Source organism: Halobacillus sp. Cin3, assembly GCF_947311855.1.
Taxonomy (GTDB): Bacteria; Bacillota; Bacilli; order Bacillales; family Halobacillaceae; genus Halobacillus; species Halobacillus kuroshimensis.
Window position 1 is genome coordinate 220,753 of sequence record NZ_CAMZMV010000005.1, and the last position, 20,726, is coordinate 241,478.

The window sequence follows — 20,726 nt, forward strand, 5'->3', positions numbered from 1 at the left end:
TCTTATGGCTGACCTACGATTAAATCTGGCAGGGATCGAATCCCCCAATCCATTCTGGCTGGCTTCCGCTCCCCCGACCAACTCGGGGTACCAGGTGCAGCGTGCGTTTGAGGCGGGGTGGGGAGGAGCTGTTTGGAAAACACTTGGCGATCCAATCTTGAATGTGTCCTCCCGGTTCGCTGCTGTTTCCTATGGTGGAAAGCGTGTGGCGGGATTTAACAATATTGAATTGATTACAGACCGCCCGCTTGAAGTGAACCTGAAGGAAATCTATGAAACGAAGAAAAGATTTCCGGATCATGCGATTATTGCTTCCTTAATGGTCGAACCAACGCAGGAAAAATGGCACGAAATTGTTAAACGCGTGGAAGATGTCGGGGTGGACGGGCTTGAGCTGAACTTCGGATGTCCCCATGGCATGGCGGAACGCGGCATGGGGGCGGCCTCGGGCCAGGTTCCTGAGCTGGTGGAAAAACAAACCGCCTGGGCGAAGGAAGTGGCGCAGACCCCTGTTATTGTGAAATTGACCCCGAACATAACAGACATAACGTTTACAGCGGAAGCAGCCGTCAATGGTGGCGCAGATGCGGTCAGTATGATCAATACGATTAACAGTCTTGCCGGCGTGGACCTGGACTCTTGGGATACGGTACCAAACGTAGCCGGCAAAGGAGCGCACGGAGGGTATTGCGGTCCTGCCGTAAAACCGATTGCTTTGAACATGGTGGCGGAATGTGCCCGACATCCGAAAATCAATGTACCGATATCAGGAATGGGCGGCGTTTCCAGCTGGCGGGAAGCGGTCGAGTTCATGCTGATGGGCGCAACAGGCGTGCAGGTGTGTACAGCCGCCATGCACCACGGCTTCAGCATCGTTGAGGATATGATTGACGGGCTGGACAATTATTTGGATGATAAGGGTCTTGATTCGGTCATGGATCTTGTTGGAAAATCTGTCGAAAAGTATTCCGACTGGGGTAATCTTGATCTCAATCATCAGGTCGTTGCCAAAATCAACAACGATGTGTGCATCAACTGTAATAAGTGTCATATTGCCTGTGAAGACACGTCCCACCAGTGTATCGATATGCTCAAGGATGACAAGGGCCGGGACATTTTGAAGGTGCGCGAGGAAGACTGTGTCGGATGTAATTTGTGCAGCATCGTCTGTCCGGTGGACGGAGCCATTGATATGGTGGAGTACGCCAACGGGAAGCCTCCGATGACGTGGAACGAGCGGCAGGCAGCGATTGGAGCCACTCCATCGTGCAACGTTGATTTAATCAAGTAATTTCATGGAGGGATTGGATGAGAAAAATTATAAAGAACGGAACGATTGTCACGGCAGCAGATACGTATCAGGCAGACCTTTTGATCGAAGATGAAAAAATCGCCATGATCGGCCAAGGTTTTGATGAAACTTCGGCCGAAATTGTGGATGCTTCCGGCCGCTACATCTTCCCAGGTGCGATCGACCCGCATACTCACCTGGAGATGCCGTTCGGGGGTACGGTCAGTAAGGATGACTTTGAAACAGGAACCATTGCTGCGGCCTATGGTGGAACGACAACAGTCATTGATTTCTGTTTAACAGATAAAGGAAAACCGCTCCAAAATTCCATCGATCAGTGGCATGCCAAATCTCAGGATAAATCAGTCATCGATTACAGCTTTCACCTGATGATCAGCGAAATGAATGAACGTGTGCTGGATCAGCTTCCTTCTGTCATTGAAGATGAGGGGATCACTTCATTCAAAGTGTTTATGGCGTATAAAAATGTGTTCCAGTCCGATGACGGTACGCTTTTTAAAACGCTGGAACAAGCGAAAAACCTAGGAGCGCTTGTCATGGTCCATGCTGAAAACGGGGACGTTATTGATCACTTAGTGAAAAAGGCCCTCGACGCAGGGCAGACCGACCCTATTTACCATGCCTTGACCCGACCGCCGGAAGTGGAAGGAGAAGCGACCAATCGGGCAGCAGAATTGACAGGACTGGCCGATTCCCAGTTATATGTCGTCCACGTCACCTGTGAGCAGGCCGTATCAGCCATTGCTGCAGCAAGGAAGAAAGGGTACAACGTCATAGGTGAGACGTGTCCGCAGTATTTGGTTCTCGATCAAAGCTACTTGGAAAAACCGGACTTTGAAGGGGCAAAATACGTCTGGTCCCCCCCTCTCAGAGAAAAACACCACCAGGAAGTGTTATGGAACGCATTGAAGACCGGCGATCTGCAGACGCTCGGGTCGGATCAATGCTCATTCGATTTCAAGGGACAGAAGGACCTTGGCAAAGACGACTTTACTAAAATACCAAATGGCGGTCCGATCATTGAGGATCGTGTCAGTATATTATTCTCAGAAGGTGTGAAAAAAGGCCGGATCAGCTTGAATGAATTTGTTGATATTACCTCTACCAAAATAGCGAAAACGTTTGGATTGTTCCCGCAGAAAGGAACGATTTCCGTTGGGGCCGATGCGGATATCGTCATCTTTGATCCGGATGTGGAACGGACGATTTCTGTCGAGACGAGTCACATGGCTGCGGATTACAATCCGTTTGAAGGCATGCAGGTGACCGGACAGACGGTCAGCGTCCTTTCCCGTGGGGAATTCGTCATTAAGGACCAGCAGTTTGTCGGAAAAATCGGCAGCGGCCGGTATGTGAAGCGTTCCAAGTTCGGTAGTCCAACGTCTTCCCAGGAGAAGCTTTACCAAAAGTAACCCGTCCTCGTTACAGAAATAAAAGGCTGTCCGGCACCAGCCGGGCAGCTGAAAAATTTATAGGTAAACTTAGGAGGAGACGGCTTCATGAGCAGGAAAGATAATCATTTAATGTCCCCGGACCTTATGCCCATTCCTCATGATCAGAAGAAAATCGGCACCCTCGGATTTACATTTATGTGGGTCGGGATGGCTGTCGTTTTAGCTGCATTCGCCATCGGTGGAGCAGGGGTCCAGTCCATCTCTCTCATCTGGGTTGTCCTCGGAACACTTCTCGGTACGCTGCTGATCGGTCTAGCCATCACTCTGACTGCTGACATCGGTATTGAGCATGGCTTGTCTTTTCCCGTATACATGCGGGCTCCCTTCGGTATCGTCGGCACGCATTTCCCATCCGTCATCCGCGGTGTGGCTGCATCGATGTGGTTTGGAATCAATACCTACTTCGGATCTACAGCTATTAACGGTATTTTAAACATTTTATTCGGCTTTGATAACTGGTTTATTTGTTATATTTTGTTTGCTTTATTCCAGCTTTTTAATACCGCACTTGGAATCAAGGCTGTTGAGAAATTTGCGGACCTCGCCGCGCCGATCATTATTCTGATCGGGGTATGGATGTACTTCAACCTTACAGGTACCGCGGCGGAACAGGGCAAAGACATCTGGGCATGGGTGGAAAGCCCGGTGACCGGTGGAGCGGCTTTCACCGCTTTTGTCATCGTTGTGGTCAGTAATATGGGATATTGGGCAACGCTGGCGGCGGATATTTCCTCCATATCCCGGTTCATTAAAGCTCCAAAATATGAGAGGAACTGGTTCAAGCGGAATAAAGGGGCAATGGTCGGAAGTCTTGTCGGTCTGCCTCTAACACAGACGTTTATCGTTGTGCTTGGTGCTGTCTCGTACATTGCGGTTTCCAATTTTGACCCGGTCGTCGCCCTGCAGGAATCAGCAAGCGGACTTGTCCTTGGGATTCTCCTTCTCATGATCGTACTGGCCCAGTGGTCGACGAACGTGAGTGCGAATATTGTTCCGGCTGCAACGATCTTTTCCAACGTCGGCGGCCCGAAACTGCCTTTCTGGGCAGGGGTGTTCATAGCGGGTCTTGTCGGGACGGTCATACAGCCGTGGAGTATTTTTAATCTGCTGATTCCCGTCCTCTTAATAGCGGCGGCGATTCTATCTGTGATTGTCGGGATCATCTTTGCCGATTACTATCTATTAAGAAGACGCCGGATGAATGTTACGGATCTGTATAAGAGCGGCGGTCAGTATACCTACGACGGCGGGATAAACTGGGCTGGTATGATTTCCTGGGTCATTGGCAGTGTATTCGCTTATCTCTTCAGTACATGGTCCTTCTTCGTAGGATTTGGGATCGGAGCGCTCTGTTACTATCTGCTTGCCAAGCACTGGTATTTTAAAAAGCATCCGCAGGCTGAGATCGAGAACCCGAGTGATGATGAGTATTTGGGAATCACAGTTGGACGGGATTGGGTTATCGGTGAGGGATTTGTAGAAGAGAAGCTTGGAAAGCGAACAGGGACAGAGGATTTAACAAAAAAAGCAGATGCTTAAAAGGAGGAGTAACATGTCAGACCATCGTGAATTTCATGCAGAAAGGGAAAAAATCGACTTTTTATTGGAACAGGGGTATGTCATGAAAGCCGTGACTGAAAATTTAAGCGGAGCTTTCCTGGAGTTTGTGTACGAAGGCAGTGATCCGGACCAGCCGGAGGTGGAGAGGCTTCATATTCTTCATCCGGATTCAAGAAAATATTTTTCAACGATATTATTTCAGCAGCAGAGGAAACAGGAAATGAAGTAGGGGGCAGGCTCCCTGCTTTTTTTTTCTGTCTTTTTTATCCGTTCCTGTTAAAATAGAAGGAGACGGTTTTTTTTATGAAGAATAATGACAGCGCTTACAGAACCGGTCAAGGGAGATTTTCTGACCGACGGGGGAATATAAGTGTGTTCAAGCCCTTACTTTCCAAGGATTCAGCCTCTGTGTGAGATTATCTTACAAGATGTTCGATTATCACGGCCTTTTGGTATACGTTAAAAAGAGGGGGGCGTTGTATGAAAGATTCCATGTCTATTGAAAACATTCTGAAACGAGACCATTTTTCATCGGCAAAAGTCATATCGGGACACGCCGGACTTTCGAAATCAGTGAAATGGGTGCATGTCTTTGAAATGACGGAAGTGAGAGAAAACCTGAAGGGTGGAGAGCTCATTCTTTCTACAGGTTTTGGATGGAAAAATGATGACCACCTGCTTCTGGGGCTGCTTCAGCAGCTGGTTGAACGAAACGTCGCAGGCATCTGCATCGAGCTCGGTACGTTTATTCAGGAGTTATCAGAGGATGCTCTGGCTTTTGCAGATGCGCACGACTTCCCGGTCATCGTTTTCGAGAAGGAGGTTTCCTTCATTGAAATCACCCGGGAGATCCATGCCGATTTAATCAACCATCAGTATGAGCGGATTTCCAGCCTGGAGGATTATGCCCAGCGTCTGAATAAACGTCTGTTGTCCATTGATAACTATTTCGATATCCTGAAAAATCTGCAGCAGTATGTGAACTGCCAATTGATATATGTCACGAAAGATCACACGGTGGTTACGGTGCCGCAGCTTAGAAATAAGGAGAGGGAGGAGGCGCTTGCTGAATTGAATGCCCCGCCCGCTCAGCGGAAACGGTGGCTGCTGCAACAGCCTGTCCAAGTGCTGGAACGGGAATTTGCTGTCATTTATTTATTATGTGGAAGACGGGAGCTCGGGGAATTCGAATCTCTTCTTCTCGACCGGACAGCAACCGCTCTCGCCCAGTACCTTCTCCGGGAATTGTATACGGAGGAAAAACGAAAGGCGAAGGAAACCGAATGGCTGATGGGGTGGCTGGAAGGAGAGCATACCACAGAGGAAATCGAAAACCGTCTGCCCCGCTACAAAATCCAGCTGCCTTCATCAGGGGCTGCGGCTGTGACCATAAAAATGACCATGGCCGACGAACGGCGCACCAATCCGGATGTTACGTATTTGAACATGCTTGTGCAGAATATTTTTGATCAGAATGGATTTTACGTTTTTCCAGTACAGCGCCGTCAGCTGGTTACGTACATCCTCTTGAACCGAAAACAGGAGGAGGACTGGAAGAGCCGCATGAAGACGGGTGTGGACAGACTGAAAAAAATCAGCATGCTGAATGATTCGTCGGTGGCTTCTTTCCAAATCGCCGTCGGAAAATATATACGTCGTCTGGATCATATCAGTGAAAGTTACCAGACCGCATTGGAAACGCTGACGCTGCAAAGTAATCTTCCACCTGAACAGCACAGATATTTTTATGATGATATGCACATGTACCGGCTCATCTCCCTTGTACATAAACACAGCAACCTCAACGGGCTGGTCAATGAATATTTAGAGCCGATTATACAGTATGACCAAAAACATAATACGAAGCTTCTGGAAACCTTGCGGGTGTATCTTGCCTGCAACGGTTCCAAGAAAGAAACGGCAGACAAGGTTTTTGTTGTCCGGCAGACACTTTATCACCGTCTCGAGAAGCTGGAAATGCTGCTTGGAGCGGACTTCATGGACTGTGAAAAACGACAGGTGATCGAGTTTGCGCTTGTCGCTCATGAATACCAGCAGGCCTTGCATGCCTGACCTCCATACAGCCGTGTTGTCATTATGTGTAAGCGTTCGGAGGACGGTTTAACACAATGTCTAATGAAACCCGTTCTTTAATATTGGATAATTAAGATAATTCAAATAATTATCCAGGAATGGGGAGGTTTTTTCCATGACAAAAGCGGATGTGCAGAATGATATGTTCGTAAAGGACGAAAAGTATGTATGGCACTCCATGAAGCCGTACAAACCCGAAAATACAATGATCGCGAAAAGTGCGAAAGGCTCATGGATTACGGATGTGCAAGGCAATCGTTTTCTGGATGCGATGTCAGGCTTATGGTGTGTAAACATCGGATATGGCCGTGAGGAACTGGCGGAGGCCGCCTATAATCAAATGAAGGAATTGTCCTACATGCCGATGACCGAAAGCCACGAGCCTGCCGTAAATCTGGCTGAAAAAATCAATGACATGCTCGGGGGAGACTATGTCGTCTTCTTTTCCAATAGTGGGTCCGAAGCGAATGAAATGGCGTTCAAAATGACACGGCAGTATCACCAGCAGAAGGGGGATCATTACCGATCCAAATTCATCTCCCGTTACCGCGCGTATCATGGGAATTCGACAAGCTCCCTCTCTGCTACAGGCCAGGCCCAGCGGAAGTATAAATATGAACCACTGGGATCAGGTTTTCTTCATGTAGCTCCGCCTGATGAATACCGCAATCAACATAGTGAAGCTGACCGCTGGGGAGCGGAGGATATCGATAAGGTCATGACCTGGGAGTATAACGAAACGATTGCCGGAGTGATTATGGAACCGATTATCACCGGGGGAGGCGTCATTGTTCCGCCGGAAAATTATATGAAGGAAGTTAAGTCCATCTGCGAAAAACACGGAGCTTTAATGATTGTGGATGAAGTCATCTGTGGGTTTGGGCGGACAGGTCAGCCGTTCGGGTTTATGAATTACGGGGTTCAGCCTGATATCGTGACGATGGCCAAGGGTATTACCAGTGCCTACCTGCCCTTGTCAGCGACCGCTGTGAAAAGAGAAATCTACGAAGCCTTCTGTGGAGAAGAGACTTACGATTTCTTCCGGCATATCAATACATTTGGAGGCAGCCCCGCTTCCTGCGCGGTTGCACTGAAAAATATTGAAATTATGGAGAAGGAACAGCTTTTCCAACGTTCCAGCCAGCTGGGAGATCTTGTGAAAAATGAATTGCATACGCGTCTGCAGGGGCATAAGTATGTAGGAGATGTCAGAGGCAAAGGGCTGCTGATTGGAATCGAGCTCGTCTCTGATAAAGAAACGAAAGAACCGCTGGCTGTGGAAAAAGTCAATGCCGTCATCCATCGGTGTAAGGAGAAAGGCATCATTATCGGAAAGAATGGGATGACGGTAGCCGGTTACAATAACATATTAACTCTGGCGCCGCCGTTATCGATTGAAGAGGAGGATGTCACCTTCCTGATCCATACACTGGTCGAGGCTATCTACACCCTTTAGATAATGACAGGAGGTTTTCAGTGTGCGTATTGGAATCCCGAAGGAAATAAAGAATAATGAAAACCGGGTCGCTATGACACCGGCTGGGGCCGTTCACCTGATTCAGCAGGGCCATGAGGTGTTCGTGGAAACCAAAGCCGGGGATGGCTCCGGGTTTTCGGATGACGATTATAAGCAGGTCGGTGCGACGATTGTCGGGTCGGCTTCAGAAGCCTGGGGTCAGCAGATGGTTTTGAAAGTAAAAGAACCACTGGCGGAGGAGTATGGGTTTTTTTATGAAGGGCTCATTCTTTTTACCTACCTGCACCTGGCTGCGGATGAAGAATTGACAAAAGCACTGGCCGATAAGAAAGTGACGGCTATCGCCTATGAAACGGTGCAGAGCGATAACGGCTCCCTGCCGCTCTTGACGCCGATGAGTGAAGTGGCAGGGAGGATGGCAGCTCAAAAAGGCGCACAATTTTTAGAGCGCCCGCTCGGGGGGACCGGAATCCTTCTTGGCGGCGTACCCGGGGTGAAACGCGGAAAAGTGACCATTATCGGTGGCGGGGTTGTTGGAACAAATGCGGCTAAAATTGCCGTTGGTCTCGGAGCTGAAGTCACCATCATCGACTTAAGTCCTGAGCGTCTCCGGCAGCTGGATGATATTTTTGGATGGCAGATCAATACACTCGTTTCCAATCCGCTGAATATCAGCGAAGCTGTAAAGGAATCCGATCTTGTGATCGGTGCCGTGCTTATTCCGGGAGCAAAAGCGCCGAAGCTCGTTACTGAAGCAATGGTCAAAACGATGAAGAAAGGCAGCGTGCTCGTGGATGTAGCTGTCGATCAAGGCGGGATCGTCGAAACGGTGGATCATGTGACCACTCATGATGATCCCGTCTATATGAAACATGGCGTCGTCCATTATGCAGTAGGAAACATGCCGGGGGCTGTTCCTCAGACTTCTACTGTCGCGCTTACAAATGTGACGATTCCGTATGCTTTGCAGATCGCTGGTAAAGGGTGGCGGAAAGCCTGTCTTGAAAGTTTTGCCCTGTGTAAAGGTTTGAACGTTGTCAATGGACTTGTCACATATAAGCAGGTAGCCGAATCCCATCAAATGGATTATACGGACGTCCAGAAAGTCCTGGGTCGTAAGACGACGCTGCCTAAGTAAGCACTAAAATCTTGTTTCCATCAGGTTGTCGGGAATGGTCTCGACAGCCTTTTTGCTTTCTTCGGGCTTTTTGATTTTCAGCATCCAGGGTATAGTAAGGGGAGAAAATCAAGGAGGTTTTTGTATGAAAGCAGCATGGTTTGAAGCATTCGGTGCACCGGAAGAGGTGCTGCAGACAGGGGAGTATACTGCCCCTGAACCCGGACATGGAGAAGTATTGATACGAATGAAAACTTCAGGAGTGAATCCTTCTGATACAAAAAAACGCCAGGGATCTTTTCAAAATCTGCTGGATGGTGGACCAGTCATTCCTAACAGTGACGGGGCGGGTGTAATCGAAGCTGTCGGTCCCGGCGTCTCCCACGCGAGAATCGGGGAAAGAGTCTGGGTGTATCAGGCCCAGTTTCAACGGCAGCATGGAACTGCAGCGGAATATTGTGCGGTAGAAAGCCGGAGAGCTGTAAAGCTGCCGGAAGAGGTCAGCTTTGAAACAGGGGCCTGCCTCGGTATTCCGGTCATGACCGCCCACCGCAGCGTTTTTGCTGATGGACCGGTAGAAGGGGAAGTACTATTTATTACGGGTGGAGCCGGTCGTGTCGGTTACTATGCGATCCAATGGGCGAAGCTTGCCGGCGCGGTTGTCATTACGACGGCGAGTAATGAAGAATCCAGCCACTACTGCCGTGAAGCAGGAGCGGATTTTGTTGTCAATCATAAATCTGATGATATGGTTGAACAGGTGCTGGACTTTACCGGAGGCCGGAAAGTGGACCGTGTCATTGATGTGGAATTTGGAGCGAACCTGGAGAGCGTGCTGGACATCATCCGAGTCGGAGGTGTGATTGCCACATATTCCTCAACGGTCGTCCCGGAGCCTGTTCTTCCATTCAAGCGTATGATGTTTATGAACTTAACGATCCGTATGATTATCGTTTATGACATGCCGGAAGAAGCGAAGCAGGAGGCCATCGAGGATATTGATGAAGCACTGCGGTCTAATCTGCTTCTCCACCGCATCGATAAGATCTACCCATTGGAAGACATTGCAGAAGCCAATGCGCTCATTGACAGTGGAGAAGGTTACGGCTGTGTCATCGTCAATATAGAAGATTAACGGGTCATGTCTAGCGCTGTTTCTTCGTGAATAGGCTGATAGCAGGAAGGCTTATTTCACTTGAAGGAGACATGCACGATGGAAATCATGATGGATTTCACCCCGTATATCGGTCTGGCCGTTGTTTTGTACGCTATCCGTCAGACCCGACGGGTGTCCAATCGATTTATTCCGATTATTGCCGTCCTTCTCGGTATCGGTTTTTCGCTTTGGGAAAATGGTCTGAATCCTGACGCTGTCATTACAGGGCTGAAGTATGCACTGCTCGGCATTGGTACAGTGGCTGGAATTAAATACTTTCTGGAAAAGAAAGAAAAGGACACGGTGCAGAAATAAGAATGGAAGCAGACGGAGGAGAGCGTCTGCTTCTTTTTATGGCATAAAAAAGACAGGCAGGAGAGCCTGTCAGCATGAGGGGAGAAGGTGTCATTCATTTTATTGTTCCCTGCGGCGCACGACTAAAGCGGTTCCACCAAGTACAGAAAGAGTCATCCCCAACAACGCATATGTAGCGTACGGTGCTGAAGTGTCAGGCAGTTCGCCGCCTTCCTCTTCACTGGACATCGTTTCTTCTTCTTCGGCTGCATCCTCATCTCCGGAGGACATGTCATCGGAAGATTCCTCTGAACTGTCGGAGGAACTACTGTCTGGGTCCTCACAAGGAATACCGTCTCCATCTCTGTCTAAACGCTCTGGATCATTTTCGGCGGAGTAGCCTTTTTCATCCCAATATTCTTTTGCTTCTTCTTCAGAAGCAAAATCAGGGCAGTCTTTATCACCGTCATGATTATCGGCACTTACGGCTCCGAAACTACTGAAAATCAAACCAATGGCAAACAGACCTGCAAGCAGCTTTTTCAATAGAAAAACCCCTTTTAGATAGATTCACCATCTCCCTGTAATATAATTCTCTCTATATAGAGGTAATTCCTCAAAAAAACCGATGGTAAACCAAAAATTTACAATGATGTAGAATAATTTTACAATTATGAAAAAATGAGGGGTGGGAATTAGATAAAGTTACCAGATATGAGTCCTTTGATTGATTGAGGGGTATGATAAACTATACTAAGATTTTAATAGGAATGAGGATTCATTCCTTGGTTAAGGAGAGAAACACCGATGCCCACAAACAGAACGAAGAGAGAAGATATTTTAGACAGCGCCTTGAAATTGTTTGCTGAACGCGGCTTCGATGCTACGACGATTCCGATGATTGCCGGGGATGCCCGTGTAGGCGCAGGAACGATTTACCGTTATTTTGAGAACAAGGAAGTTCTTGTGAATACGCTTTTCCAGCATTATGTCCAGGCATTCAAAGGGATGCTGGAGGAGGAATATCCTCAAGAAAGCTCGAGCAGGGAGCAGTTTCATCATTTGTTTCAACGGATGGTCCAGTTCACAAATGAGCACGAGCATGCGCTTTATTTTATTAAGACGCATAACGGGGCTTATTTCCTGAATGAGTCCAGCCGGAAACAGTTCAGCTGTCTTTGGAAGATTCTCAGGGATTTTCTGGACAAGGGAAAAGAGCGGGGAGAAATCCGCCAGCTGCCGTCGCTCGCCTTGATTGCTATTATTTTCGGTGGCTTTTTAGAACTTGAACAATTGATCAGATCCGAAGAGTTGGAAGCCAGCAGGGATTTACTTCATGGAGTTGAAGAAAGCTGCTGGGATGCTGTGCGTCATCATCATTGATGGGGCATTTCTTTTACACAAAACGGAATGAATGTTCATTCCGTAATTTTAACAAGAGGTGAATCATTGTGAATAAAACAAATACAATACCACGTCCGAAGGAATATGGGCCGCTTGGAAACCTGCCATTGCTGAATAAAGACAAACCCATCCAGTCGTTCATGAGTATGGCGGAGGAGTACGGGTCCATTTTTCAGTTTCAATTCCCCGGAAGAGTGAGCACTTTTATCTCCAGTGCGTCTTTAGCGGGTGAAATCCTCGACGAAAACCGGTTCGACAAGCATGTGGGTCCTGCGCTGCAAAAGGTGAGGGCTTTTGGCGGGGATGGATTGTTTACGAGTGGAACGGGAGAGCCCAACTGGAAAAAAGCGCATAACATCCTGCTTCCGAGCTTCAGTCAGCAGGCCATGAAAGGTTATCACGATAAAATGGTCGACATCGCCGGTCAACTGGTACAGAAGTGGTCACGGCTCAATGCAGGTGAATCTGTTCAGGTTCCTGATGATATGACGAGGCTGACTCTTGATACGATCGGCCTGTGCGGCTTCAATTTCCGCTTCAACAGCTTCTATAGAGAGGATATGCATCCGTTCGTTGAGAAAATGGTCCGCGCTCTCGATGAATCGATGAGTCAGTCCCAGCGTCTCGGCATTCAGGATAAGCTGATGGTCCGGTCTAAACGCCAGTATAAAGAAGATATTGATTATATGTTTGAGCTTGTGGACGGTTTAATTGCTGAGCGGAAAGAGGCAGGCGATCAGGGGGAAGATGATCTTCTATCCCATATGCTGAAAGGGGTGGACCCGGAAACAGGTGAGGGTCTTTCAGATGAAAACATCCGTTTCCAGATCATTACGTTCCTCATCGCCGGACACGAAACGACGAGCGGTCTTTTATCCTTTGCTCTTTATTTCTTAATGAAGCATCCGGATAAGCGGAAAAAAGCACAGGCGGAAGTAGATGAAGTCCTGGGCGGTGACACCCCATCCTTTAAACAAGTGAAGCAGTTGAAATATGTAAGGATGGTGTTGAATGAAGCTCTTCGTCTCTGGCCCACCGCGCCCGCATTTTCTGTCTACGCCAAGGAAGATACGACACTTGGCGGTCAATATGAAGTGGAAAAAGGGGATGCCTTCACTCTGTTGATCCCTGAATTGCACAGAGATAAAGCAGCATGGGGAGAGGATGTGGAAGTCTTTCGACCGGAGCGTTTTGAAGATCCTTCATCCGTACCGTCCAACGCTTTCAAACCGTTCGGGAACGGCCAGAGAGCCTGTATTGGACAACAGTTTGCCCTTCATGAAGCCGTACTTGTTCTCGGCATGGTCCTTCAGCACTTTGATTTAGTGGATGACGAGGACTATGAGCTGGATGTGAAAGAAACGCTGACTTTGAAGCCTGAAGGGTTAACGATGAAAGTGAAGACGAGAAAGGAAGTATCCGTCTTCCAAAAACCGGCGAAAGAACCGGCAGCGTCCAGCATAGAAGAACCAGCGATTGCATCGGATGCTCACGGAACGCCTTTGTATGTACTGTATGGATCCAACCTTGGGACAGCAGAAGGAACGGCAAGGGAAATAGCGGAAAAAGGGTCATCTCTTGGCTTCCAAACCGTCACAGCGCCTCTCGATGACTATGTGGGGGGACTGCCTGAAGACGGAACGGTGCTGTTCGTTTCTGCTTCTTATAACGGACACCCGCCTGACAACGCCCGTCGGTTCATGGAATGGATTCCAACACTTGAATCAGGGGAGTTGTCCGGTGTCACGTATGCGGTCTTCGGCTGTGGGGATCGAAACTGGGCAGCTACGTATCAGCGGATCCCTCAACGGATCGATGAAGAAATGAAAGCCAAAGGTGCAGGAAGACTTCTTTCCCGCGGCGAAGGAGATGCCAGTGAAGATTTTGATGGTGATTTGGAAGCCTGGCAGGAAACCCTCTGGAATGAACTCGCTTCCTTCTATGAATTGGAAGTGAGAGAAACGTCCGATCAGTCCAGTTCTATTGCTATGGACTATGTGAGCGGGACGAGTTATACGCCGATTGGTCAGTCTTACGAGGCATTTACGGCGGAAGTATTGGAGAACCGTGAGCTTCATCAGGCTGGGGCACGGAGTACAAGACACGTGGAACTTCTGCTGCCAGAAGGGACTGTGTATCAAGAAGGTGACCACATCGGTGTTGTCCCAGAGAACCATGAAGACCTCGTGGACAGAGTGGTGGACCGTTTTTCACTGAAAAAAGAAGCCTTTGTCGTTTTGAAGGAAGGGGCAGGAAAAGCGAAGCATCTGCCATCAGGTCAGCCGGTCCAGCTTGGAGAATTGTTATCTTCCTGCGTTGAACTTCAAGAACCGGTGACGCGGGCCCAGCTGCGTGCCCTTGCGGCAAGTAATCCGTGTCCTCCTCATAAACAGGAACTCGAGCGTCTGACAGAAGGAGAGGCCTATAAAAAAGAAATCCTTGCCAAGCGACGGACGATGCTCGAACTGTTGGAGGAATATGATTCCTGCCTTTTGGAATTTGAGCAGTTCCTGGCTCTTCTTCCGCCGCTTCGTGTCCGCTATTATTCTATTTCAAGCTCCCCGACGGCAGGTAAAGAGCGTGTAAGCCTGACCGTAAGTGTCGTGAAGGAAGCGGCCTGGAGTGGTAAAGGAGAGTACAAAGGTATTGCGTCCAATTACCTGGCTTCCCTGGACACAGCTGATAAAATCGCCTGCTTTATCCGGACACCGGAAACAGATTTCCATCTTCCAGAGGACAGCCGGACTCCGGTCATTATGGTCGGACCTGGAACAGGGATTGCTCCTTTCAGAGGATTCATTCAGCAGAGAACACATCTGCAGAAGGAAGGAAAAGAACTGGGAGAAGCCCATGTTTACTTTGGGTGCCGCCATCCGAAGCAGGACTTCCTTTATGAAGGCGAGCTGAAGGAAGCGGAAGCACTGAATTTGATTACGTTAAACACCGCTTTTTCCCGCTGTGAAGAACAGCCGAAGAGGTATGTCCAGCACGTCATGGATGAGGATAAGGAGAAGCTGATTCCACTGTTGGAACAGGGCGCTCATCTCTATATTTGTGGGGATGGAAGCCGGATGGCTCCTGAAGTACTGGAAACCCTGAAGAACAGCTACCAACAAGTCAAGGATGCAGATGAAAAGGCTGCCGCTGACTGGGTCAATCAGCTGGAGAAAGAGGGCAGACTGGCTAAAGACGTATGGTCGGGAGCTTGAAAATAAAAAAGGATGAGGCTGGAAAGCCTCATCCTTTTTAGTTTGTCTGCATCTGTTTCTTTTTACGTGCTTTTTCTTTTTCAATCTGCTTACTGCGGAGCTGACCGCAGGCGGCATCGATATCTGTTCCGTGTTCCGTACGAACCCCGCATTTAATCCCGCGGTCCATCAATGTCTGATAGAACGTCAGAATAGCTTCCTTCTCACTTCGCTCGTAAGGGTGGTCGGCGACCGGGTTGTAAGGGATCAAGTTGACATAGGACAAGTGACGCTTATCCTTCAGCAGAGCTGCAAGTTCTTCGGCTTCTTTTTTATGATCGTTCACATCACGAAGCAGAATATATTCGAACGTAATTCTACGGTTGGTTTTCTCCAGATAGTAGTCAATGGCCGGCATCAGCTTTTCAAGCGGATAGGCCCGGTTGATTTTCATAATCTGTGTCCGCAGCTCATTGTTCGGTGCATGAATGGATAAGGCAAGGTTGACTTGTATGCCTTCATCCGCAAACTCGTACATTTTTGGTGCGATTCCACTGGTGGATACCGTGATATGCCGGGCACCGATGGAAAGACCTTTTTTATCATTCACGACTTTCAGGAAGTCCATCAGGTTGTCATAGTTATCAAACGGTTCTCCGATTCCCATGACTACGATGTGGCTGACGCGCTCATCCTTGCCCTGCTTATCCAGATGATGCTGGACCTGCATGATCTGCTCCACGATCTCTCCGCTTGTCAGGTCACGGCTTTTACGAAGAATACCGCTGGCACAGAACGAACAGCCGATGTTACAGCCGACTTGTGTCGTTACACAGACGGATAGGCCGTAGTTGAACCGCATCAATACGGTTTCAATAACGTTTCCATCATCCAGTTTGAATAGAAATTTGATCGTACCGTCCTGAGACTCCTGTTTAATTTCCTCGGTCAATGTTTCTATCGTAAAATGCTCAGCCAGAAGGTCGATACAGGACTGATTGACGTTTTTCATCTGCGAGAATTCTGTTACACGCTTTTGGTACAGCCAGTCCCACACCTGCTTGGAACGGAACTTCTTTTCCCCATGCTCCTCAAGCCAGCTGGTCAGCTGTTCAAACGTCAATCCGTAAATGGATTGTTTCATATATACGCTCCTCTTTAAAAAAAATCACTATTTCTATCATAAGCGATTTTAACAGGAAGGACAACATCCAAGCCAATGTTATAATTTTGCAAAAATCCCGGCTTCTTCAGGTGTACACGCCACAGCTTTTCTGCGGACGTTCATGAGCATCGGTTTATTTTCTTCCGATAGCCGAACGTTTGGAATGCAGGATGGGAGGAAAAGGACCGCTCTTGTTTATTCGTCTACGTCGATCAGGAGGGTGCGGTTTTTAAATCCGCCTCTTTCCCTGCGGCGGTGCTGACGGATATGTTCGACCTCTTCGATGGTCGCTCCATGTGAATAGGTTAATTCATGAATGACCTCCATCATGTCCGCGAGTTTCGTGAGGGATTTACGGTTTTCTTTTGCGTGGGCATAGTCATCGACGACTTCGAGAAGTTTCTTTTTCAATGTTTCATTGTATTCTTGACCGGCCAGCTGCCTCGTTCGGATCGTTTTTCCTGAATCCTTCAGTTTCTCCGGGGTATGATCGCGGACGAGTCTGTTTTTCTTTTCCACGTATTCCACTCTCCTTTCACCTATACCTGTCCATACCTTTTTTTCTGGACAGAGAAACAATCCTCGCTTCTTTTGATTACGACAGTATGAGGTTGGAGGGGCAGGTTTTCTTCTATAAAAAAAGCATCGTGAGCGTGTGCCGCCCCTTTTTAGAAAAGCTGTGGTAAAGTAGGAGGTGTTTCTGAGGGAACCCCGTACTGTATAAGGGGAGTCAGAAAGAGCATGATAAAACAAACCCTTCCTATCAAAGGAGATGAAGCTGATGGAATTTAAAGTTCAATGGAATGGAGATATGGCGTTCTCAGGAGATACTCCTTCCGGCCACACGGTCGACATGGATGCTGGAGAGGACTCCGGCGGGAAGAACGGCGGTGCCAGACCGACCGAATTATTAATGAACGCAGTCGCTGGCTGCACGGGTATTGATATCATTTCCATCTTAAAGAAAATGCGTCTTCCAATTGAAGATTTCCATATGGATGTCAGTGGTGACAGAGCCGATGAACACCCGCGTAAATTTACGAGCATGCACATCCATTATGATTTGAAAGGCGACCTTCCAGAGGAAAAAGTCGTCCGCGCGATTCAATTGTCCAAAGACAAATACTGCTCAGTTTCCCACTCCATTAGTGCGGAATTGACGGCAAGCTATTCAATTAACGGCGTCAAGGGTACGAAAGAATTATAAAATAGAAAAACCTCTCAGGACAGCTGCCTGAGAGGTTTTTCTATCAGGACGCCCTCAGTAGACGAAGGACGGACTGATGACAGTGGGATTTATAACTGGCGTGCTTGGCATCATCCTGACTCATCAGCCATTGGATAAGGGTTCCGTCAATCATACTGCGGATACTGATGGCGGACTGTTCTACATCCTCGATGTGAAAGACGCCTTCTTCCAGTCCCTGCGTGATGATTTCTCGTCCGATGGACCAGCAGTTTTCATAAAATTGCTGGTTGATCTGCCTGTAGCGTTCCTGGTGCTTCATTTGAGACAGATAATCGAGGTAGACGCTGTAAAACGTTTTATTTTCTTCAGGACTGACAAACACCTGATCTATGTAAGCTTCGAGTTTTCCCAAGGCTGTTTCCTTTAATTCAATAGAAGCGGCCTCTTTTTCATAGATGCGTGTGGTAATCCACTCCAATAAGTGGGAAAAGACATCCACTTTATTTTTAAAGTAATAATTGGTGACGCCTTTACTCACTTCCGCATAATCCGCAATATCCTGTAGCGTAACAGAATCATAGCCTTTGGCAGCCACTGCTTCAAAAGCGGCCTTCAAAATCTGTTGTCGTCGCTGCTCTGCTTTCTTAGCCATAAGCTTACCTCCTATACTAACCATCTATTATACAAGAAGAAGAGAGGACATGAAAATATTTTTTTCTGACCGGATAGAATAATTTGACCAGTCAGTATAAAATGCCTTACGATAGAGTTGGATCTTATGAAAAGGTGAAAGGAGAGGTTACACATGAGCGAAGAATTTAAGGCTTTTGTAGTGAATAAAACAGAAGATGATTTTACAGCAGACATTCAGTCTCTGACATTGAATGACCTGCCTGAAGGGGACGTCACCATTCAGGTGCATTACTCAAGCGTCAACTATAAGGATGGGCTGGCAAGTACTCCGAACGGGAAAATCGTCCAGTCTTATCCGTTTGTTCCCGGAATCGACCTGGCCGGGACGGTCGTATCATCTGCTGACTCCCGCTATGAGGAAGGTCAGAAAGTCATCGTAACCAGCTATGAACTTGGAGTGTCTCATTACGGTGGATACAGTGAATATGCGCGTGTTCCTGGAGACTGGATTATACCACTTCCGGAAAACCTGAGTCTGCAGGAAGCAATGATTTTCGGAACGGCTGGTTTTACAGCAGCCTTGTCCGTTCACAAGCTTGAAGAAGCAGGTGTCAAGCCTGACGACGGTTCTATCCTTGTATCTGGAGCGACCGGCGGTGTCGGAAGTATGGCTGTCGCTATGCTGAAAAAGCGCGGTTATCATGTGACAGCAAGCACAGGAAAAGCATCCGAGCATGATTATTTGAAGCATCTCGGTGCAGAGGATATTATTCCACGGGAAGAGCTTTCCCCGGAAAAAGTACGGGCATTGAGCAAACAGCGCTGGGCCGGAGCGGTCGATCCTGTCGGCGGTAAGACGCTTGCGACCATCTTAAGTGAAACAAAATACGGTGGTGCCGTTGCGGTGAGTGGTTTGACAGCGGGTACAAGCGTTCCGACGACCGTATTCCCGTTCATCCTGCGCAGTGTCAATCTTCTGGGTATCGATTCCGTCTACTGCCCGATCGAAACACGGAAAACCATCTGGAACCGGATCGCTGATGATCTGAAGCCGGAGGGCCTTGATGAAATGAAGAATGAAATCACATTTGATCAGCTTCCTCAAACCCTTTCAGATATTCTGGAAGGAAAAACACGCGGACGTACGATTGTGAAGGTAACAGAAGAATAAATGAAGGAGAGCCCGGTTCATGAACCGGGCTTTTTTTCTGGAGGAAATGAAAGTATATAGTTCACTTCTTATTAAAAACTACGGGTCCGGGCATAAAAGTGGCGGGTTTTTTTAAGAAACGATGATAGTGGAATGGATGACAGGCGATTGGAGGATCTGCATACATGTATTGAGCGTCATTTAAGAAAAGGTGAAACCTTTGAATCATAGGGGGAGAGCTGTGCGGCTTATGTACACTTTCAGTTTAAAGAGATAACCCGGGATTCCTGGATTTGCCACGGGGCGGGATGGGTACAGGATTACAAGTAAACAGCTTCCGGAGTGTGCATATCATCAGGATGACTAAGGGCAGACGAAAGGGAGAGAAGCTGTCATGTCTGAACCCGGGTGGGGCGTTGACTATCGGGAAGCTGTAAAGAATGATCTGTATGAAAGGAGGAGGTCGTCTGCTTTTTCTTTTACTTTGTATTTATGCAGCGGTCATATGGATCAGTTTCGAAAAAACAGTGAGAAAAGGGGAAAAGCGCAGGTGGATAGGGGCAGGGGTTGCTCTTCTATCCCTGCTTGTATTTCCTCTTGCTCCACTGTTTGCTGAAGCGCGTGCGTCGGAACATGGGCTCTCGACGGTGTTTATCGTATTCCTCGTCCATCTTGTTCCTGCTGTAGGGGGCACGGCACTCCTGGCTGCCGGTTTTTTTACGTCCAACGAAAGATGAGGGGAAATATATGCCTGAAATTATTCATCACCAATTTATAAAAACTCCGGTGCAGCAGGTTTTTGATGCGGCGCGAAGTGTGGAGCTCCATACAAAAAGCATGACGCAGACAAAAGAAAAAGCGGTCGGAGGTGTAACCGAAGGCTTGCTGGAGGAAGGAGACACCGTGACATGGGAAGCTGTTCATTTCGGTGTGCGGCAGCGCTTGACGGCACGAATTGTTTCCATGCAGGCGCCCCATCGGTTCGTGGATGTGATGGATAAAGGAGTTTTCCATTCCTTTACCCATACCCATGATTTCATTGAAAAAGGTGAGGGGACGCTGATGGTGGATACGTTTGTTTATCAATCGCCCCTTGGTATCCTGGGACGGCTCGCTGACCGGCTGTTTTTGGAGAAGTATATGACAAGGATGCTGAAAAATCGGGCAGTGGTTTTAAAAAATGAGCTTGAAAAAGACGGATGACATGAGGTCATCCGTCTTTTTCAGGCTGTAGAGAAAGAGAATATATGGTATCTGCTGCGCTTACCGAATGAAAGATTTACGGCCACGTTCCGCTTATCGGCGGGTGCTTGCTGCGGGCACGGCCTCAGCTAACTTGAGCAGGAAAACCACCTCCCCAAGTGGATCTTCGGGTCGTGCGGTTCCCGCAGGCGTCACCACCGAACACTCCTCGTGACCTAACCAAGTGAATTTTAAAAAATAGTTCCCAGGGTGTTGAACTATAACCCGAATAATGGACACTTATAAAAAAGTGCCCCGTTATTCGGGTTATTTCTATCTCTAGAAATTTAA

General features: G+C 48.1%; 19 protein-coding genes. 15 read left to right on the top strand and 4 right to left on the bottom strand.

Features of this window, described 5'->3' with window-relative positions; translation table 11 throughout:
* Positions 1 to 4 precede the first annotated feature (4 nt).
* From preA to QMA39_RS16540, 9 genes are all read left to right on the top strand, one after another.
* Positions 5 to 1,291: an NAD-dependent dihydropyrimidine dehydrogenase subunit PreA gene (gene preA, locus QMA39_RS16500; RefSeq protein ID WP_027953574.1), complete on the top strand. Its 1,287-nt coding sequence runs from the start codon at positions 5 to 7 to the stop codon at positions 1,289 to 1,291.
* Between the two features lie 17 nt (positions 1,292 to 1,308).
* The gene (gene hydA / locus QMA39_RS16505; protein ID WP_027953575.1) at positions 1,309 to 2,724 is read left to right on the top strand and encodes a dihydropyrimidinase; all 1,416 of its coding nucleotides are present in this window, start codon (positions 1,309 to 1,311) and stop codon (positions 2,722 to 2,724) included.
* Positions 2,725 to 2,811: 87 nt separating this feature from the next.
* Positions 2,812 to 4,305, top strand: coding sequence for an NCS1 family transporter (locus tag QMA39_RS16510; RefSeq protein ID WP_281659353.1), 1,494 nt, complete (start codon positions 2,812 to 2,814; stop codon positions 4,303 to 4,305).
* 13 nt (positions 4,306 to 4,318) lie between these two features.
* The gene (locus tag QMA39_RS16515) at positions 4,319 to 4,555 is read left to right on the top strand and encodes a hypothetical protein (RefSeq protein ID WP_206931730.1); all 237 of its coding nucleotides are present in this window, start codon (positions 4,319 to 4,321) and stop codon (positions 4,553 to 4,555) included.
* 251 nt (positions 4,556 to 4,806) lie between these two features.
* Entirely contained in the window at positions 4,807 to 6,399 is a 1,593-nt protein-coding gene (locus QMA39_RS16520; protein WP_206931731.1) for a PucR family transcriptional regulator, read from the top strand.
* A gap of 136 nt (positions 6,400 to 6,535) precedes the next feature.
* Positions 6,536 to 7,876 carry an aspartate aminotransferase family protein gene (locus QMA39_RS16525; protein ID WP_206931732.1) on the top strand — a complete coding sequence of 447 codons (1,341 nt, stop codon included), beginning with the start codon at positions 6,536 to 6,538 and terminating at the stop codon, positions 7,874 to 7,876.
* 22 nt (positions 7,877 to 7,898) lie between these two features.
* A complete protein-coding gene (ald, locus tag QMA39_RS16530; RefSeq protein WP_281659354.1) occupies positions 7,899 to 9,035 on the top strand; it encodes an alanine dehydrogenase in 1,137 nt (378 codons plus the stop codon).
* A 124-nt stretch (positions 9,036 to 9,159) separates the two neighbouring features.
* Positions 9,160 to 10,149: an NADPH:quinone reductase gene (locus QMA39_RS16535; protein WP_281659355.1), complete on the top strand. Its 990-nt coding sequence runs from the start codon at positions 9,160 to 9,162 to the stop codon at positions 10,147 to 10,149.
* 78 nt (positions 10,150 to 10,227) lie between these two features.
* Positions 10,228 to 10,485 carry a phage holin family protein gene (locus QMA39_RS16540; RefSeq protein ID WP_281659356.1) on the top strand — a complete coding sequence of 86 codons (258 nt, stop codon included), beginning with the start codon at positions 10,228 to 10,230 and terminating at the stop codon, positions 10,483 to 10,485.
* A gap of 99 nt (positions 10,486 to 10,584) precedes the next feature.
* On the opposite strand, the gene QMA39_RS16545 is transcribed toward QMA39_RS16540, so the two are convergent.
* On the bottom strand, positions 10,585 to 11,010 hold the full coding sequence (locus QMA39_RS16545; RefSeq protein WP_027953583.1) for an excalibur calcium-binding domain-containing protein: 426 nt from the start codon (positions 11,008 to 11,010) through the stop codon (positions 10,585 to 10,587).
* 261 nt (positions 11,011 to 11,271) lie between these two features.
* Here QMA39_RS16545 and QMA39_RS16550 point away from each other — a divergent pair, with 261 nt between their 5' ends.
* A complete protein-coding gene (locus tag QMA39_RS16550; RefSeq protein WP_027953584.1) occupies positions 11,272 to 11,847 on the top strand; it encodes a TetR/AcrR family transcriptional regulator in 576 nt (191 codons plus the stop codon).
* A gap of 68 nt (positions 11,848 to 11,915) precedes the next feature.
* Entirely contained in the window at positions 11,916 to 15,077 is a 3,162-nt protein-coding gene (locus QMA39_RS16555; RefSeq protein ID WP_281659357.1) for a cytochrome P450, read from the top strand.
* Positions 15,078 to 15,114: 37 nt separating this feature from the next.
* On the opposite strand, the gene rlmN is transcribed toward QMA39_RS16555, so the two are convergent.
* Entirely contained in the window at positions 15,115 to 16,200 is a 1,086-nt protein-coding gene (gene rlmN / locus QMA39_RS16560) for a 23S rRNA (adenine(2503)-C(2))-methyltransferase RlmN (protein ID WP_281659358.1), read from the bottom strand.
* Positions 16,201 to 16,416: 216 nt separating this feature from the next.
* Positions 16,417 to 16,740 (bottom strand): nucleoside triphosphate pyrophosphohydrolase, encoded by a 324-nt coding sequence (locus tag QMA39_RS16565; protein ID WP_281659359.1) that lies wholly within the window; start codon positions 16,738 to 16,740, stop codon positions 16,417 to 16,419.
* A gap of 262 nt (positions 16,741 to 17,002) precedes the next feature.
* Between QMA39_RS16565 and QMA39_RS16570 the strand changes: the two genes are divergently transcribed.
* Positions 17,003 to 17,428, top strand: coding sequence for an OsmC family protein (locus tag QMA39_RS16570; protein ID WP_027953588.1), 426 nt, complete (start codon positions 17,003 to 17,005; stop codon positions 17,426 to 17,428).
* A 43-nt stretch (positions 17,429 to 17,471) separates the two neighbouring features.
* Here QMA39_RS16570 and QMA39_RS16575 read toward each other — a convergent pair whose 3' ends face one another.
* Positions 17,472 to 18,062 (bottom strand): TetR/AcrR family transcriptional regulator, encoded by a 591-nt coding sequence (locus QMA39_RS16575; RefSeq protein ID WP_281659360.1) that lies wholly within the window; start codon positions 18,060 to 18,062, stop codon positions 17,472 to 17,474.
* 153 nt (positions 18,063 to 18,215) lie between these two features.
* Here QMA39_RS16575 and QMA39_RS16580 point away from each other — a divergent pair, with 153 nt between their 5' ends.
* From QMA39_RS16580 to QMA39_RS16590, 3 genes are all read left to right on the top strand, one after another.
* Positions 18,216 to 19,214, top strand: coding sequence for an acryloyl-CoA reductase (locus tag QMA39_RS16580; protein ID WP_281659361.1), 999 nt, complete (start codon positions 18,216 to 18,218; stop codon positions 19,212 to 19,214).
* Positions 19,215 to 19,633: 419 nt separating this feature from the next.
* Complete coding sequence (locus QMA39_RS16585; protein WP_281659362.1) at positions 19,634 to 19,930, top strand: hypothetical protein; 297 nt, start codon at positions 19,634 to 19,636, stop codon at positions 19,928 to 19,930.
* 10 nt (positions 19,931 to 19,940) lie between these two features.
* The gene (locus QMA39_RS16590; RefSeq protein WP_281659363.1) at positions 19,941 to 20,396 is read left to right on the top strand and encodes an SRPBCC family protein; all 456 of its coding nucleotides are present in this window, start codon (positions 19,941 to 19,943) and stop codon (positions 20,394 to 20,396) included.
* The last annotated feature ends 330 nt before the right edge of the window (positions 20,397 to 20,726 follow it).